The organism is Ruegeria haliotis (assembly GCF_013377785.1).
Taxonomy (GTDB): Bacteria; Pseudomonadota; Alphaproteobacteria; order Rhodobacterales; family Rhodobacteraceae; genus Ruegeria; species Ruegeria haliotis.
Map to the genome: position 1 here is coordinate 495649 of NZ_JABXWT010000001.1, position 14618 is coordinate 510266.

The following is a 14618-nucleotide window of genomic DNA, read 5'->3' on the forward strand; positions in this document are numbered from 1 at the left end:
ATGCTGACGATGCTGGGGGAACTGATTGCTTTGGGGGCTTTAGGCGCCCTGCTGGCAGGGGCCGCAGCCAAAGCGCTTGAGGCGGAAAAGGTCCGGGTTCGGGCCGATGCGAAAAAGAATAAGAGGGGACGGCGTTGATGGACGGCTCCAGATATGATGACGGCAGTTCGGACGCGCTGAGCGGCGAGCAGAAAATCCGTAACTTCAACATCAACTTTGGGCCGCAACACCCTGCGGCGCACGGTGTTTTGCGCCTGGTGCTGGAGCTGGACGGCGAGATTGTCGAGCGCTGCGATCCGCATATCGGCCTGCTGCACCGTGGCACTGAAAAGCTGATGGAAAGCCGGACTTACCTGCAGAACCTGCCGTATTTCGACCGTCTCGATTACGTGGCGCCGATGAATCAGGAACATGCTTGGTGTCTGGCCATCGAAAAGTTGACCGGGGTCGAGGTCCCGCGCCGTGGCTCGCTGATCCGGGTACTGTATTCCGAGATCGGGCGCATTCTGAACCACCTGCTGAATGTGACCACGCAGGCGATGGACGTTGGCGCGCTGACCCCGCCGCTCTGGGGTTTTGAAGAGCGCGAAAAGCTGATGGTATTCTATGAACGCGCCTGCGGTGCCCGCCTGCACGCGGCCTATTTCCGCCCCGGCGGCGTGCATCAGGACCTGCCGCCGGAACTGCTGGATGATATCGAGACGTGGAGTCACGAGTTCCCCACCGTTCTGGATGACATCGACGGGCTGCTGACTGAAAACCGCATCTTCAAGCAGCGCAATGTCGATATCGGTGTGGTGACTGAAGATGACATCCAAAAATACGGCTTTTCGGGCGTTATGGTGCGCGGATCGGGTTTGGCATGGGATCTGCGTCGCGCGCAGCCCTATGAATGCTATGACGAGTTTGAATTCCAGATTCCCGTTGGCAAGAACGGTGATTGCTACGACCGCTATCTGGTGCGCATGGAAGAGATGCGCCAGTCGCTGCTGATCATCCGTCAGGCCATCGCCAAGATCCGCGACTGCCCCGGTGACGTATTGGCGCGTGGCAAGATCACCCCGCCGAAACGGTCGGACATGAAGACCTCGATGGAAAGTTTGATCCATCACTTTAAACTGTATACCGAGGGCTTCCACGTGCCTGCGGGTGAGGTTTATGCCGCCGTCGAAGCCCCCAAGGGTGAGTTCGGCGTCTTCTTGGTCGCCGATGGAACCAACAAACCCTACCGCGCCAAGCTGCGCGCGCCGGGTTTCCTGCATCTGCAAGCCATGGACTACGTCGCGGGGGGACATCAACTTGCTGACGTCGCCGCCATCATCGGCTCACTGGACGTTGTGTTCGGGGAGATTGATCGGTGATGCTGCGGGCATTGATCATCGGATTGGCAGCTTTGACTGCGGCGCCCGTGTTGGCGACCTCGACCCATCCACAAGCGCTGGTGCTGGAAGTCATGCGCGAAAACAAATGCCGGCTTGAGACGTTGCGCGCCGAAGAATTGTTCTCGGCCCATGACCTGCGCCCCGAAGATGTCAGCGCGGTGGTGAATTCCTGGGCCGAGCAGGGGCTTGCAGGTTTGGACGGCCCGACATTCGAGATCGCGCCCGCCCTGTGTGGTGTGCACGGATTGGACGCTGATGATACCCAGGGCCGTGCCGACGTGCTGTATGACTTTGTACGCCTGAATGGCTGCCGTATGGACGCGGAAGTGGCCGAGATCAAGCTGCGCCCCGCCGGGTTTACTCGGGCTGAAACACCGGGCCTGATTGACGCGCTGATCACTTCGGGTCGCGCCCATCAGCAAGACCCTTATATTATCGTGATCGGAGATGCCTGCTGATGCTGCGCCGTTTGCACTCAGAACAACCTGAAAGCTTTGCCTTCACCAGTGCCAACCAGCAATGGGCTGAAGCGCAGATCACCAAATACCCCGAGGGCCGTGAGGCCAGCGCGGTCATCCCGCTGCTATGGCGTGCGCAGGAGCAGGAGGGCTGGCTAAGCCGTCCGGCGATTGAATCCGTCGCTGATATGCTGGGCATGGCTTATATCCGGGTTCTTGAGGTTGCGTCCTTCTACTTCATGTTCCAACTGCAACCAGTTGGGTCCGTTGCGCATATACAAGTGTGCGGCACGACCTCATGCATGATCTGCGGGGCCGAGGATCTGATTGCGGTTTGCCGCGAAAAGATCACCGCAAAGCCGCATGCTCTGTCCGCTGATGGTAAGCTGAGTTGGGAAGAGGTCGAATGCCTCGGGTCGTGCACGAACGCGCCGATGGCGCAGATCGGCAAGGACTACTACGAAGATCTGACGGCCGAGAATTTTGGCAAGATCATCGACGATCTGGTCGCTGGCAAAGTGCCGACACCAGGCCCGCAAAACGGGCGCTATGCGGCAGAGCCGTTGAAAGGCCTGACCAGTCTGGCCGAACATGACGCTGACAAACCGCAGTACAACGCCAGTGTCGAACTGGCGATGGATCTGGGCGATACGGTCAAGCGTATTGACGGGACCGAGGTTCCAATTCTGACCCCTTGGTTGGGTAAAGACGGCAAGGCGACTGCGACCAAGGCCGCTCCGAAGCCTCCAAAGGCACCTGCGCCGGCCAAGCCGGCCGTGAAACAGGCGGCAGAGGCCAAGGCCGAGATCAAGGAAGACCAGCCCGAGACGCTGACGGGTGCACGGGATGGCAAGGCGGATGACCTCAAGTTGTTGAAAGGTGTGGGCCCCAAATTGGAGCAGACGCTGAACGAGCTGGGTTTCTACCACTATGACCAGATCGCGGTCTGGACGCCTGAACAGGTGGCTTGGGTTGATGCGCGGTTGACCTTCAAGGGCCGGATCGAACGCGACGGCTGGATTGAGCAGGCGGCCAAGCTGGCGGCTGGTGAAGAAACCGAATTTGCCAAACGTGCCAAAGAAGACGGCACTTACGAAGACTAAAGACGCTTGCCCGTTCAGGGCATAAAGATGAGATGGACAAAGACAAAGAACAGGCCATAGCCCGCAAGGGTCGACATATCGGGTTGGTCATCGCGGTGACCACGGTGATTTGGCTTGCCATGACGATGTTCATCGGCCCCGCGCTGAAATTGCCGGGGCGTTATGCGCTGCTGTTTGATTTTGCCGCTCTGGCAGGGTTCATCTATGCGGGCGTCAACATTTTTCAACTCTGGCGCATGCGCCAGGATAGCCAAGGGTAAGCGAGCGATGCTGAAGGATCAGGACCGGATCTTTACCAACATCTACGGGATGCATGACCGGACGTTGCGGGGCGCGCAAGCGCGCGGGCATTGGGATGGCACCTCTGGCCTGATCGACAACGGGCGCGATTGGATTATCCAGACGATGAAGGATTCCGGCCTGCGCGGCCGCGGCGGTGCGGGATTTCCGACCGGTCTGAAATGGTCGTTCATGCCTAAGGAGAGCGATGGACGACCGGCTTATCTGGTTGTGAACGCGGATGAATCCGAACCCGGTACCTGTAAGGACCGCGAAATCATGCGCCACGATCCGCACACGCTGATCGAAGGCTGCCTGATCGCGTCTTTCGCGATGAACGCACATACCTGCTACATCTACCTGCGCGGCGAATACATTCGCGAGCGTGAAGCGCTTCAGGCCGCGATTGACGAGGCGTATGACGCCGGTCTTTTGGGCAAGAATGCGGCTGGTTCCGGCTGGGACTTCGACCTGTTCCTGCACCATGGGGCAGGGGCCTATATCTGCGGTGAAGAGACCGCTTTGATTGAAAGCCTTGAGGGAAAGAAGGGCATGCCGCGCATGAAGCCTCCGTTCCCGGCGGGCGCGGGCCTGTATGGGTGTCCGACGACCGTGAACAACGTGGAATCCATTGCCGTTGTGCCAACGATCCTGCGCCGCGGGGCCGACTGGTTTGCCGGCTTTGGTCGCCAGAACAACGCGGGCACCAAGTTGTTTGCGATCTCGGGCCATGTGAACAACCCCTGTGTTGTCGAAGAGGCGATGTCGATCCCCTTTGAACAGCTGATTGAAACGCATTGCGGCGGTATTCGCGGCGGCTGGGACAATCTGTTGGCCGTGATCCCGGGTGGTTCGTCGGTTCCGTGTGTGCGTGGCGAGAACATGCGTGATGCGATCATGGACTTCGATCATTTGCGCAACGATCTGGGCTCGGGCCTTGGAACGGCGGCGGTGATTGTGATGGACAAGTCGACCGACATCATCAAGGCGATCTGGCGCTTATCAAAGTTCTACAAACACGAAAGCTGTGGTCAGTGTACGCCGTGCCGCGAAGGTACCGGCTGGATGATGCGGGTCATGGATCGTTTGGTGCGTGGTGAGGCCGAACTGGAAGAGATCGACATGCTGTTTGATGTGACCAAACAAGTCGAAGGCCACACGATCTGTGCTTTGGGCGATGCGGCTGCTTGGCCGATCCAGGGTCTGATCCGCAACTTCCGTGAAGAGATTGAAGACCGTATCAAAGCGCAAAAATCGGGCCGTATGGGCGCGATGGCAGCGGAGTAAACGTATGGAAAATTTCGCCGAATATTCTCATGCTATCACCTCGCTGGTGGTATTTACCCTTGTTGTGCTGGTCATGGCGCCATTTTCGGCATTGGCCAAGCAGGGCAAAGGGTTGGCTCCGGGGGCCACGCCGCAACAGGACTATTCGGACAACGCCTACCGTTTGAACCGGGCCTATCTGAACGGCACCGAGACGCTGCCAGCATATGTTGCCGTCACGATGGCGGCCATCCTGTTGGGCGTTAGTCCGTTTTGGGTAAATCTGCTGGCGTCTGTCGCTTTGGTGGCGCGGCTTGTCATGCTGGTGGTTCATATTCGCGGGGTGGGCAAACCCCACAGTGGATTGCGGTCGGTGCTCTTTGTGCTTGGCTGGGCCTGTATGGTCGTGATGGGGATTATGGCATTAGTGGCGGCATTCTGATGATGATTGAAGTAAAGACCTGGAAAGCAATGACAGTACGAAAACCTCTTTTGGCCCTGACTGCACTGTCACTGGTGACTGCGTGTGGCTTGGTGACACCATCCAGCGACCGCATATTGTTTGACGGCAAGGCCTTTCGGGCCAAGGCCAAGGTTGTGGACAAGAAGGTCTCTCCGGCCGATTTTACAGTGACAGTTAATGGGGCTTCGGCTTCGCTTGATGGTGCGCGCGAGGCGGGGCGGTACGAAGGAACCAAGTTCTGCGTTCAGAATTTCGGCTCGTCACGCATTTCATGGAAAGTCGGTCCAGATACTGAGCCGCAGAATCTGCGTATCAGTGACGACAAACTGACATTTGCAGGAACCTGCCAAAGACCATGAGCCGCGTTCTCGCATATCACGACATGATCCGGGGCATGCTATTGCATAGCAAGCCGACCGTCAGTCGTCTTGGGGAACCCAAGACGAAAGGAATACTCATGTCTTTTGCAAAAACGCTCGCTCTGACCGCTCTTTTAACACTGCCTGTTGCCGCAGAGGCTAAGCCGCCCTTGAGGGATGTCAAAGAGATCGACAACGAACTCTACTACATCGCGATTGCAAATGAGATTTCGGATTATTGTCCGTCGATCAGCGGGCGACGGTTGAAAGCGATCGGGGTGATGTGGGGATTGAAGTCCAAGGCCAACAATTTGGGGTACTCGGACACGGAAATCCGGGCTTACGTGGAATCCGATGCCGAGAAGGACAGGATGCGCGCCAAGGGTAAGGCGTTTCTGGCCCAGCAAGGTGTCACTTATGACAATCCAAACTCTTTTTGCACGCTGGGGCGGGCAGAGATTGAAAGAAACAGCGCCATTGGCGTTTATTTGAGGGCGAACTAGACCATGTCTGACCTCCGCAAAGTCAACATCGACGGGCAGGAAATCGAAGTCGATGGTGCGATGACCCTGATCCAGGCCTGTGAAGAGGCTGGTGTCGAGGTGCCGCGCTTTTGCTATCACGAGCGTCTGTCGATTGCCGGGAACTGCCGGATGTGTCTGGTCGAGGTTGTTGGAGGTCCGCCAAAACCGGCGGCCTCCTGCGCGATGCAGGTGCGTGATCTGCGTCCGGGTCCTGAAGGGCAACCACCGGTGGTCAAGACGAATTCACCTATGGTCAAAAAAGCCCGTGAAGGGGTGATGGAATTCCTGCTGATCAACCACCCGCTGGATTGCCCGATCTGCGATCAGGGCGGCGAGTGTGATCTGCAGGATCAGGCGATGGCATACGGTATTTCGGGAACGCGCTTTAAGGAAGCCAAACGCGCGGTGGACGATCTGGACCTTGGTCCGCTGGTCGGCACGGCGATGACGCGTTGCATCAGCTGCACGCGGTGTGTGCGTTTCACCACCGAGGTGGCCGGGATCACCCAGATGGGTCAGACCGGGCGTGGCGAAGATTCTGAGATTACCTCGTATCTGAATCAGACGCTCGATTCCAACTTGCAGGGCAATATCATCGACCTGTGCCCGGTTGGAGCGCTGACGTCCAAGCCATATTCCTTTACGGCCCGCCCGTGGGAGTTGACCAAAACCGAATCCATCGACGTGATGGATGCACTTGGTTCCAACATCCGCGTGGACACCAAGGGTCGCGAAGTGATGCGGTTTCTGCCGCGCAATCATGACGGCGTGAACGAAGAGTGGATCAGTGACAAGACTCGCTTTGTCTGGGATGGCCTGCGTCGTCAGCGGCTGGATCGTCCATATATTCGCGACAACGGCAAGTTGCGCCCGGCGACATGGCCTGAAGCGTTGACCAAGGCAGCCGACGCCCTGAAGGGGGCAAAGAAACCTGCGGGTATCGTCGGCGATCTGGTCCCGGTCGAGGCCGCCTTTGCGCTGAAGCAGATGATTGAGGGGCAGGATGGCATCGTCGAATGCCGCACTGATGGTGCTAAATTGCCAGCAGGTAATCGCGGCGCTTATGCAGGAACCGCTGCGATCGAAGATATTGATACGGCCGAGCGTATCCTTCTGATCGGCACCAACCCGCGTGACGAGGCTCCGGTACTAAACGCACGTATCCGCAAAGCTTGGGCGCATGGTGCCGAAGTGGCCTTGATTGGGTCTGCCGCGGATTTGACCTATCAGTATCATCATATGGGCGATGACCGGGCAGCTTTGCAAAAGGCCGTCGACATGGGCGGCGATGACGAGATCAAAGCCAAGCGGTCTCTGGTCATCGTTGGACAGGGTGCTCTGCAAGAGGCCGATGGTGTTGCTGTTCTAGCCGCCGCGCAGGCCATTGCTGCGAAAACCGAAAGTGGCTTGCTGATCTTGCACGCTGCTGCCTCACGCGTCGGTGCGATGGATGTAGACGCGACCAACGAAGGTGGCATGGACGCGGTCAACACGGCGGATGTGATCTATAACCTCGGCGCGGATGAGATCGAGATCGGCGAAGGTGCCTTTGTGATTTATCAGGGCAGCCATGGCGACAGGGGCGCGCACCGCGCCGATGTGATCCTGCCGGGCGCGGCTTATACCGAGGAAAACGGGTTGTTTGTCAACACGGAAGGCCGCCCCCAACTGGCGATGCGCGCCGGGTTCGCACCGGGTGAGGCCAAAGAAAACTGGGCGATCCTGCGGGCGCTGTCAGCCGAAGTTGGCGCGACCCTGCCATTCGACACCCTGGCGCAGCTACGGACCGTCCTGATTGAGGCCGTGCCTCATCTGGCACGGATCGACGAAGTCATCGGGAATGAGGTTCAATCGCTGGAGGCCGGGCCTCTGGGCAAGGCGACGTTCCGGAATTCGGTCAAGGATTTCTATCTGACCAACCCGATTGCGCGGGCGTCTCAATTGATGGCGGAACTGTCGGCATCGGCCGAGGCCCGCAAGGGCCAGAAGATCGCGGCGGAATGACCTGCACCCTGATCATATCGTCTTCTTGCCACCCAATGGCGTCGTTGCACGCATACGGTTGTGCGATGCAAACAACCGCGCGTGGGAAGCAGATGAAGTGGAATAATAAAGCTGGCGCAGCGGCCTTGGATGCTGTTTACACCAACGCGCCGACCCAGCCGCTGAATGCGCAGGCACATGGCCTTTGCATCGCTCGCGGAAAACGGAATACCCACGGTGTGAGGACCAATGGCTGAATTCTTTAACACCCCAGGCGGAATAGCCATCATCATTCTGGCGCAAGTGCTTGCAGTCGTTGCCTTCGTGATGATCTCGCTACTGTTCCTCGTTTATGGCGACCGCAAGATCTGGGCCGCGGTCCAGATGCGTCGGGGCCCCAACGTGGTGGGCGTCTATGGCATTTTGCAATCGGTGGCCGATGCACTGAAATACGTGGTCAAGGAAGTGGTCATTCCGGCAGGGGCCGACCGCGCCGTGTTCATTCTGGCACCACTGACCAGCTTTGTATTGTCGCTGATCGCCTGGGCGGTGATCCCATTCAACGATGGTTGGGTTCTGTCGGACCTGAACGTGGCGGTCCTTTATGTTTTTGCCGTGTCCTCGCTTGAGGTTTATGGCGTAATTATGGGCGGTTGGGCGTCGAACTCAAAGTACCCATTCCTTGGTTCGTTGCGCTCTGCTGCTCAGATGATTTCCTACGAGGTGTCCATTGGCCTGATCATCATCGGCGTGATCATCTCGACAGGTTCGATGAATTTCGGCGCCATCGTAGCAGCGCAGGATACCGGATATGGTTTCTTCGGCTGGTACTGGCTGCCGCATTTCCCGATGGTCTTCCTGTTCTTCATCTCGGCTCTGGCCGAAACCAACCGCCCACCGTTTGACCTGCCCGAGGCGGAATCGGAACTCGTGGCTGGCTATCAGGTGGAATATTCCGCGACGATGTTCCTGTTGTTCATGGCAGGTGAATACATCGCCATCTTCCTGATGTGCGCGCTGACGTCGCTGCTGTTCTTCGGCGGCTGGCTGTCACCCATTCCGGGTCTGCCCGACGGTGTGCTGTGGATGGTCGCCAAGATGGCGTTCTTCTTCTTCCTTATCTCGATGGTCAAGGCCATCACACCCCGTTACCGCTATGACCAGCTGATGCGGTTGGGCTGGAAAGTGTTCTTGCCGTTTTCGCTGGGCTGGGTGGTCTTTGTGGCTTTCGCGGCGAAATTCGATTGGTTCTGGGGTATCTTCGCCCGCTGGAGCGTAGGAGGCTGACATGGCAAATATCGATTACACCCGCGCCGCCAAGTACTTTCTGCTTCAGGATTTCTGGGTCGGTTTCAAACTGGGGATGAAGTATTTCTTCGCCCCCAAGGCGACCCTGAACTACCCACATGAAAAAGGCCCGCTCAGCCCACGGTTCCGGGGTGAGCACGCGCTGCGCCGCTATCCCAATGGCGAAGAACGCTGCATCGCCTGCAAACTGTGCGAAGCGATCTGCCCGGCGCAGGCCATCACCATCGACGCCGAACCACGCGACGATGGTTCACGCCGCACCACGCGCTATGACATCGACATGACCAAGTGCATCTATTGCGGTTTCTGCCAAGAGGCTTGCCCGGTCGATGCCATCGTCGAAGGTCCGAATTTCGAATTCGCCACAGAAACCCGCGAAGAGCTGTTCTACGACAAGGAAAAGCTGCTCGATAACGGTGAACGTTGGGAAGCCGAGATTGCCCGCAATCTGGAAATGGACGCGCCGTACAGATGAGCGATACTCCTCAAAACCCATTTGAGCAGATGCTCAAGCAGGCACAAGAGATGGCCAAGGCGATGAACCCGGGGCTCGAGAATTTCTCGCCCAAAGGGTTCGAGGCGTTGTGGCCGACCATGCCCAAAGAGGTCATGGAGATGATGTTCGGCAACACTGTCAACAAGGACGGGTTGGATGCCAAGACCCGCCTTCTGCTGACACTGGCAGGGTTGACCTGTCAGGGCGCGCAGGCAGATGCGGCGATACGTCAAACCGTGCGCCACGCGTTGGAAGCCGGTGCCAAGAAACAAGAGATCGTGGAAGCGATCGGTCAGATGTCGGTCTTCGCCGGCATCCCGGCCATGACCCGCGCGCTGGAGCTGGCGCAAGAGGCCATGGGCGAAAACAAGGATGAGGATCAATGACCGTCTTTGCCTTCTATCTGTTTGCCATCAGCGCCATCACCGGCGGGCTGTTCACGGTGATCAGCCGACAGCCGGTGCACTCGGTGCTGTGGTTGATCCTGTCCTTCCTGTCGGCGGCGGGGCTGTTCGTGCTGCTGGGCGCTGAATTCGTCGCGATGTTGCTGATCATCGTCTATGTTGGCGCGGTCGCGGTTCTGTTTCTCTTTGTGGTGATGATGCTGGACGTGGACTTTGCCGAACTGAAGGCTGAGATGGCGCGCTATATGCCGCTAGCTCTGTTGATCGGTCTGGTGATCCTGATGCAGTTCGTGATGGCCTTTGGCGCCTGGGACAGCGCACAGGGCGCGGCGGCCAATCTGGCGCAGCCGGTTCCGGTGGATCGCCACAACACTGAGGCTCTGGGTGTAATTCTTTATGATCAATACTTCCTTCTGTTCCAACTGGCGGGCCTGATCCTGCTGGTGGCCATGATCGGCGCCATCGTTTTGACGCTGCGCCACCGCAAGGACATCAAGCGTCAGGACATCATCGGCCAGATGATGCGCGACCCGGCCAAGGCGATGGAATTGAAAGACGTGAAACCGGGGCAGGGACTTTAAGACGATGATCGGACTTGAACACTATCTTACGGTCGCGGCGACACTGTTCGTCATCGGCATCTTCGGTCTCTTCCTGAACCGCAAGAACGTCATCATCCTGCTGATGAGCATCGAGCTGATGCTGCTGGCGGTGAACATCAACCTCGTGGCGTTTTCCAGCTTCCTCGGCGATCTGGTCGGGCAGGTTTTTACGCTGTTCGTGCTGACCGTGGCGGCGGCCGAGGCGGCGATTGGTCTGGCCATTCTGGTCTGTTTCTTCCGCAACCGTGGCACCATCGCGGTTGAAGACGTCAATATGATGAAGGGGTAAGAGAACATGGAAACCACCATCCTCTTTGCCCCGCTTGTGGGCGCGCTGCTGTGCGGGTTCGGCTGGAAGTTCATTGGCGAGAAAGCCGCCATGTGGACCGCCACGGGCTTGCTGTTTCTGGCCTGTCTGCTGTCATGGATCGTATTCTTTACTTTCGACGGCCACACCCAGCAAATCGAAATCATGCGCTGGATCGAAAGCGGATCGCTGTCGACAAGCTGGGCGATCCGTCTGGATCGGTTAACGGCAATCATGCTGATTGTAGTAACGACCGTTTCGTCCCTCGTGCATCTTTATTCCTTCGGTTACATGGATCACGACCCGCAATGGCGCGAGGGCGAGAGCTATAAGCCGCGCTTCTTCGCTTATCTGTCGTTCTTTACCTTCGCCATGTTGATGCTGGTGACAGCAGACAACCTGGTTCAGATGTTCTTTGGCTGGGAAGGTGTTGGCGTTGCCTCATACCTGCTGATCGGCTTTTATTACCGTAAGCCGAGCGCGAACGCCGCTGCAATGAAAGCGTTCATCGTCAACCGGGTGGGCGATTTTGGCTTTGCGCTGGGTATCTTTGCGCTGTTTTTCCTGACTGACAGCATCAACTTCTCGGATATATTTGCCTCGGCTCCAACGCTGGCGGACACGCAACTTCATTTCCTGTGGGGTGAATGGTCCGCGATTGAGGTGATCTGCGTCCTGCTGTTCATCGGTGCCATGGGTAAATCGGCGCAGTTGATCCTGCACACATGGTTGCCGGACGCGATGGAAGGTCCGACACCTGTGTCGGCGCTGATCCACGCTGCGACCATGGTGACTGCAGGTGTCTTCCTTGTTTGCCGCATGTCGCCGCTGATGGAGTTCGCGCCGGGCGCAACCGGATTCATCACCTTTCTTGGCGCATCGACGGCGTTCTTCGCCGCGACCGTGGGTCTGGTTCAGACTGACATCAAGCGCGTCATCGCCTATTCCACCTGTTCGCAACTGGGCTACATGTTCGTGGCGGCAGGCGTGGGCATGTACTCGGCCGCGATGTTCCACTTGTTGACACATGCTTTCTTCAAAGCGCTTTTGTTCCTTGGGGCTGGCTCGGTCATCAATGCGATGCACCACGAGCAGGAGATGACGGAATACGGCGGATTACGTAAGAAAATCCCATATACTTTCGCGGCGATGATGATTGGAACGCTTGCCATTACAGGGGTGGGCATTCCGCTGACCACCTTTGGTTTCGCTGGCTTCTTGTCCAAGGATGCCATCATCGAAAGTGCCTTTGCCGGTGGCACTGGCTATGCCTTCTGGATGCTGGTGATCGCAGCTGCGTTTACGTCCTTCTACAGCTGGCGCTTGATTTTCCTGACCTTCTATGGTGAGGAACGCGGCGACAAACACACGCACGAACATGCGCATGAAAGCCCGATGACTATGTTGATCCCGCTGGGTGTCCTGTCACTGGGTGCAGTATTTTCCGGGATGATCTGGTATGGCAACTTTTTTGGCCATGCAGACAAAGTTGGAAAATTCTACGGCATCCCCGTTGCTGAGGCGTCGGAACATGCTGAGGCCGGCGATCATGGCAATGCAGATGCGGGCCACGGAGAAGACGTCGCGCATGCCGATACATCCCATGGTGATGAAGCCGTGGCAGATGACGATCACGGCGAAGAAATGGCCGAAGGCGATCACCACTATGTCTTCGCGGGTGAGCCTGGCGAAGGTGCGATTTACATCGCGCCAGATAACCACGTTCTGGATGATGCCCACGCGGCCCCTAAATGGGTCAAGGTATCGCCCTTTGTTGCGATGCTGCTTGGTTTCATCGTGGCCTATTGGTTCTACATCGTGAACACGTCGCTGCCGGCACGTCTCGCTGCAAACCAACGCCCGCTTTACCTGTTCCTGCTGAACAAATGGTACTTTGACGAAATCTACGATGCGATTTTTGTCAAACCCACTCTGGCGCTTGGCCGGTTCCTGTGGAAGCGCGGTGACGGAAACACAATCGACGGCTTCCTGAACGGGGTCGCAATGGGCGTTGTCCCCTTCTTTACCCGCCTCGCAGGCAAGGCACAGACGGGTTACATCTTTACTTACGCCTTCTGGATGGTTCTGGGCATCGCCGCCCTTGTCACCTGGATGTCGATTGGCGGAGGCGCACACTAATGGACAATATCCTCTCCATCGTCACTTTCATCCCGGCCATAGCAGCAGGTATTCTGGCGCTGTTTCTGCACGGGGATGATGTGGCGGCGCAGCGGAACGCCAAGTGGATTGCGCTGTTGGCAACCACGGTGACATTCCTTGTCTCGATCGGCATTTACACGAGCTTTGATCCCTCAAACACCGGCTTCCAGATGGTGGAAGAAGGTCAGTGGCTAATGGGCCTGAAATACAAGATGGGCGTCGACGGCATCAGCGTGCTGTTCGTGCTGCTAACCACCTTCATCATGCCGTTGACCATTCTGGCCAGCTGGAACGTGACTGACCGGGTCAAGGAATACATGGTTGCATTCCTGTTGCTGGAAACACTGATGCTAGGTGTTTTCATGGCGCTGGATCTGGTGCTGTTCTACCTGTTCTTCGAGGCAGGTCTGATCCCAATGTTCCTGATTATCGGCATCTGGGGCGGGAAAGAGCGGATCTACGCTAGCTTCAAGTTCTTCCTGTACACCTTCCTCGGCTCGGTTCTGATGCTGGTGGCCATGGTTACAATGTATGCGGATGCGGGTACCACGGATATTCCGGCACTGATGACCCATCAGTTCTCGTCCGAAGGGTTCAGCGTGTTGGGTGTCTACGTCGTGGGCGGCCTGCAAACGCTGATGTTCCTCGCCTTCTTTGCCAGCTTTGCGGTGAAGATGCCGATGTGGCCGGTGCACACCTGGTTGCCGGATGCGCACGTTCAGGCGCCGACAGCGGGCTCGGTGGTACTGGCGGCGATCCTGTTGAAAATGGGTGGCTATGGTTTCCTGCGCTTCAGCTTGCCGATGTTCCCAGTGGGCTCGGCAGTGATGACGGACGTGGTTCTGTGGATGTCGGCCATCGCGGTTGTCTACACCTCGCTGGTGGCGCTGGTGCAGGAGGATATGAAGAAACTGATCGCTTATTCCTCGGTCGCGCATATGGGTTTTGTGACCATGGGGATTTTCGCAGCGACGCAACAGGGTGTGGATGGGGCGATCTTCCAGATGCTCAGCCACGGGTTCATCTCGGCGGCATTGTTCCTGTGCGTTGGTGTGATCTATGACCGGATGCACACCCGCGATATCGAGGCCTATGGCGGTCTGGTGATCCGCATGCCTGCCTATGCGCTGGTCTTCATGCTGTTCACCATGGCCAATGTAGGCCTTCCGGGAACCAGCGGGTTTGTCGGCGAGTTCCTGACACTGATGGGTACGTTCCAGAAGAACACTTGGGTGACGGCTGTGGCCGCGACCGGCGTGATCTTCTCGGCTGGTTATGCCCTGTGGCTGTATCGTCGGGTTGTTTTTGGTGATCTGATCAAGGAAAGCCTTAAGTCCATGACAGATATGAGCACACGTGAACGGCTGATTTTTGCGCCGCTGATCGTGATGACCATCCTGTTGGGGGTTTACCCGTCGCTGGTGACCGATGTGATTGGCAACTCGACCGCCGCACTGATTTCGAACTATGACACGGCTCTGGCCGCGGCTGAGGCCGCGACCCAGACGGCCGCTTCGCATTAAG

At 57.5% G+C, this 14618-nt stretch carries 17 protein-coding genes; all 17 read left to right on the forward strand.

Going from position 1 to position 14618, the window contains the following annotated elements:
• The 17 genes from HW561_RS02475 (at position 1) to HW561_RS02555 (ending at position 14617) form a co-directional block, all read left to right on the forward strand.
• Positions 1-138, forward strand: a complete 138-nt coding sequence (locus HW561_RS02475; RefSeq protein ID WP_176861633.1) for a hypothetical protein — start codon at positions 1-3, stop codon at positions 136-138.
• Positions 138-1361 (forward strand): NADH-quinone oxidoreductase subunit D, encoded by a 1224-nt coding sequence (locus tag HW561_RS02480; protein WP_176861634.1) that lies wholly within the window; start codon positions 138-140, stop codon positions 1359-1361. The genes HW561_RS02475 and HW561_RS02480 overlap by 1 nt, the downstream gene beginning before the upstream one ends.
• The gene (locus HW561_RS02485) at positions 1361-1840 is read left to right on the forward strand and encodes a hypothetical protein (protein ID WP_176861635.1); all 480 of its coding nucleotides are present in this window, start codon (positions 1361-1363) and stop codon (positions 1838-1840) included. Before HW561_RS02480 ends, HW561_RS02485 begins: the two co-directional genes overlap by 1 nt.
• On the forward strand, positions 1840-2943 hold the full coding sequence (gene nuoE / locus HW561_RS02490; protein ID WP_176861636.1) for an NADH-quinone oxidoreductase subunit NuoE: 1104 nt from the start codon (positions 1840-1842) through the stop codon (positions 2941-2943). The genes HW561_RS02485 and nuoE overlap by 1 nt, the downstream gene beginning before the upstream one ends.
• A gap of 32 nt (positions 2944-2975) precedes the next feature.
• Complete coding sequence (locus HW561_RS02495) at positions 2976-3203, forward strand: DUF5337 domain-containing protein (protein WP_176861637.1); 228 nt, start codon at positions 2976-2978, stop codon at positions 3201-3203.
• A gap of 7 nt (positions 3204-3210) precedes the next feature.
• The gene (gene nuoF / locus HW561_RS02500) at positions 3211-4509 is read left to right on the forward strand and encodes an NADH-quinone oxidoreductase subunit NuoF (protein WP_176861638.1); all 1299 of its coding nucleotides are present in this window, start codon (positions 3211-3213) and stop codon (positions 4507-4509) included.
• 4 nt (positions 4510-4513) lie between these two features.
• Positions 4514-4930, forward strand: a complete 417-nt coding sequence (locus tag HW561_RS02505; protein ID WP_176861639.1) for an MAPEG family protein — start codon at positions 4514-4516, stop codon at positions 4928-4930.
• A gap of 29 nt (positions 4931-4959) precedes the next feature.
• Positions 4960-5310, forward strand: a complete 351-nt coding sequence (locus HW561_RS02510; protein WP_176861640.1) for a hypothetical protein — start codon at positions 4960-4962, stop codon at positions 5308-5310.
• A gap of 98 nt (positions 5311-5408) precedes the next feature.
• Entirely contained in the window at positions 5409-5813 is a 405-nt protein-coding gene (locus HW561_RS02515; RefSeq protein ID WP_235962755.1) for a DUF5333 domain-containing protein, read from the forward strand.
• A 3-nt stretch (positions 5814-5816) separates the two neighbouring features.
• Positions 5817-7838, forward strand: a complete 2022-nt coding sequence (gene nuoG / locus HW561_RS02520; protein WP_176861642.1) for an NADH-quinone oxidoreductase subunit NuoG — start codon at positions 5817-5819, stop codon at positions 7836-7838.
• A 228-nt stretch (positions 7839-8066) separates the two neighbouring features.
• Complete coding sequence (gene nuoH, locus HW561_RS02525) at positions 8067-9104, forward strand: NADH-quinone oxidoreductase subunit NuoH (RefSeq protein WP_176861643.1); 1038 nt, start codon at positions 8067-8069, stop codon at positions 9102-9104.
• A 1-nt stretch (position 9105) separates the two neighbouring features.
• On the forward strand, positions 9106-9600 hold the full coding sequence (nuoI, locus tag HW561_RS02530; RefSeq protein ID WP_176861644.1) for an NADH-quinone oxidoreductase subunit NuoI: 495 nt from the start codon (positions 9106-9108) through the stop codon (positions 9598-9600).
• On the forward strand, positions 9597-10007 hold the full coding sequence (locus tag HW561_RS02535; protein ID WP_176861645.1) for a carboxymuconolactone decarboxylase family protein: 411 nt from the start codon (positions 9597-9599) through the stop codon (positions 10005-10007). The genes nuoI and HW561_RS02535 overlap by 4 nt, the downstream gene beginning before the upstream one ends.
• The gene (locus HW561_RS02540) at positions 10004-10606 is read left to right on the forward strand and encodes an NADH-quinone oxidoreductase subunit J (protein ID WP_176861646.1); all 603 of its coding nucleotides are present in this window, start codon (positions 10004-10006) and stop codon (positions 10604-10606) included. The genes HW561_RS02535 and HW561_RS02540 overlap by 4 nt, the downstream gene beginning before the upstream one ends.
• A 4-nt stretch (positions 10607-10610) precedes the next feature.
• Positions 10611-10916 carry an NADH-quinone oxidoreductase subunit NuoK gene (gene nuoK, locus HW561_RS02545; RefSeq protein ID WP_005984024.1) on the forward strand — a complete coding sequence of 102 codons (306 nt, stop codon included), beginning with the start codon at positions 10611-10613 and terminating at the stop codon, positions 10914-10916.
• Between the two features lie 6 nt (positions 10917-10922).
• Positions 10923-13073 carry an NADH-quinone oxidoreductase subunit L gene (gene nuoL / locus HW561_RS02550; protein WP_176861647.1) on the forward strand — a complete coding sequence of 717 codons (2151 nt, stop codon included), beginning with the start codon at positions 10923-10925 and terminating at the stop codon, positions 13071-13073.
• Complete coding sequence (locus tag HW561_RS02555; RefSeq protein ID WP_176861648.1) at positions 13073-14617, forward strand: NADH-quinone oxidoreductase subunit M; 1545 nt, start codon at positions 13073-13075, stop codon at positions 14615-14617. The genes nuoL and HW561_RS02555 overlap by 1 nt, the downstream gene beginning before the upstream one ends.
• Position 14618: the final 1 nt, after the last annotated feature.

Excerpts from the sequence above, each read along its gene's own strand:
- HW561_RS02475 (WP_176861633.1), top strand. The coding sequence starts at position 1 with ATGCTGACGATGCTGGGGGAACTGATTGCTTTGGGGGCTTTAGGCGCC.
- HW561_RS02480 (WP_176861634.1), top strand. The coding sequence starts at position 138 with ATGGACGGCTCCAGATATGATGACGGCAGTTCGGACGCGCTGAGCGGC.
- HW561_RS02485 (WP_176861635.1), top strand. The coding sequence starts at position 1,361 with ATGCTGCGGGCATTGATCATCGGATTGGCAGCTTTGACTGCGGCGCCC.
- nuoE (WP_176861636.1), top strand. The coding sequence starts at position 1,840 with ATGCTGCGCCGTTTGCACTCAGAACAACCTGAAAGCTTTGCCTTCACC.
- HW561_RS02495 (WP_176861637.1), top strand. The coding sequence starts at position 2,976 with ATGGACAAAGACAAAGAACAGGCCATAGCCCGCAAGGGTCGACATATC.
- nuoF (WP_176861638.1), top strand. The coding sequence starts at position 3,211 with ATGCTGAAGGATCAGGACCGGATCTTTACCAACATCTACGGGATGCAT.
- HW561_RS02505 (WP_176861639.1), top strand. The coding sequence starts at position 4,514 with ATGGAAAATTTCGCCGAATATTCTCATGCTATCACCTCGCTGGTGGTA.
- HW561_RS02510 (WP_176861640.1), top strand. The coding sequence starts at position 4,960 with ATGACAGTACGAAAACCTCTTTTGGCCCTGACTGCACTGTCACTGGTG.
- HW561_RS02515 (WP_235962755.1), top strand. The coding sequence starts at position 5,409 with ATGTCTTTTGCAAAAACGCTCGCTCTGACCGCTCTTTTAACACTGCCT.
- nuoG (WP_176861642.1), top strand. The coding sequence starts at position 5,817 with ATGTCTGACCTCCGCAAAGTCAACATCGACGGGCAGGAAATCGAAGTC.
- nuoH (WP_176861643.1), top strand. The coding sequence starts at position 8,067 with ATGGCTGAATTCTTTAACACCCCAGGCGGAATAGCCATCATCATTCTG.
- nuoI (WP_176861644.1), top strand. The coding sequence starts at position 9,106 with ATGGCAAATATCGATTACACCCGCGCCGCCAAGTACTTTCTGCTTCAG.
- HW561_RS02535 (WP_176861645.1), top strand. The coding sequence starts at position 9,597 with ATGAGCGATACTCCTCAAAACCCATTTGAGCAGATGCTCAAGCAGGCA.
- HW561_RS02540 (WP_176861646.1), top strand. The coding sequence starts at position 10,004 with ATGACCGTCTTTGCCTTCTATCTGTTTGCCATCAGCGCCATCACCGGC.
- nuoK (WP_005984024.1), top strand. The coding sequence starts at position 10,611 with ATGATCGGACTTGAACACTATCTTACGGTCGCGGCGACACTGTTCGTC.
- nuoL (WP_176861647.1), top strand. The coding sequence starts at position 10,923 with ATGGAAACCACCATCCTCTTTGCCCCGCTTGTGGGCGCGCTGCTGTGC.
- HW561_RS02555 (WP_176861648.1), top strand. The coding sequence starts at position 13,073 with ATGGACAATATCCTCTCCATCGTCACTTTCATCCCGGCCATAGCAGCA.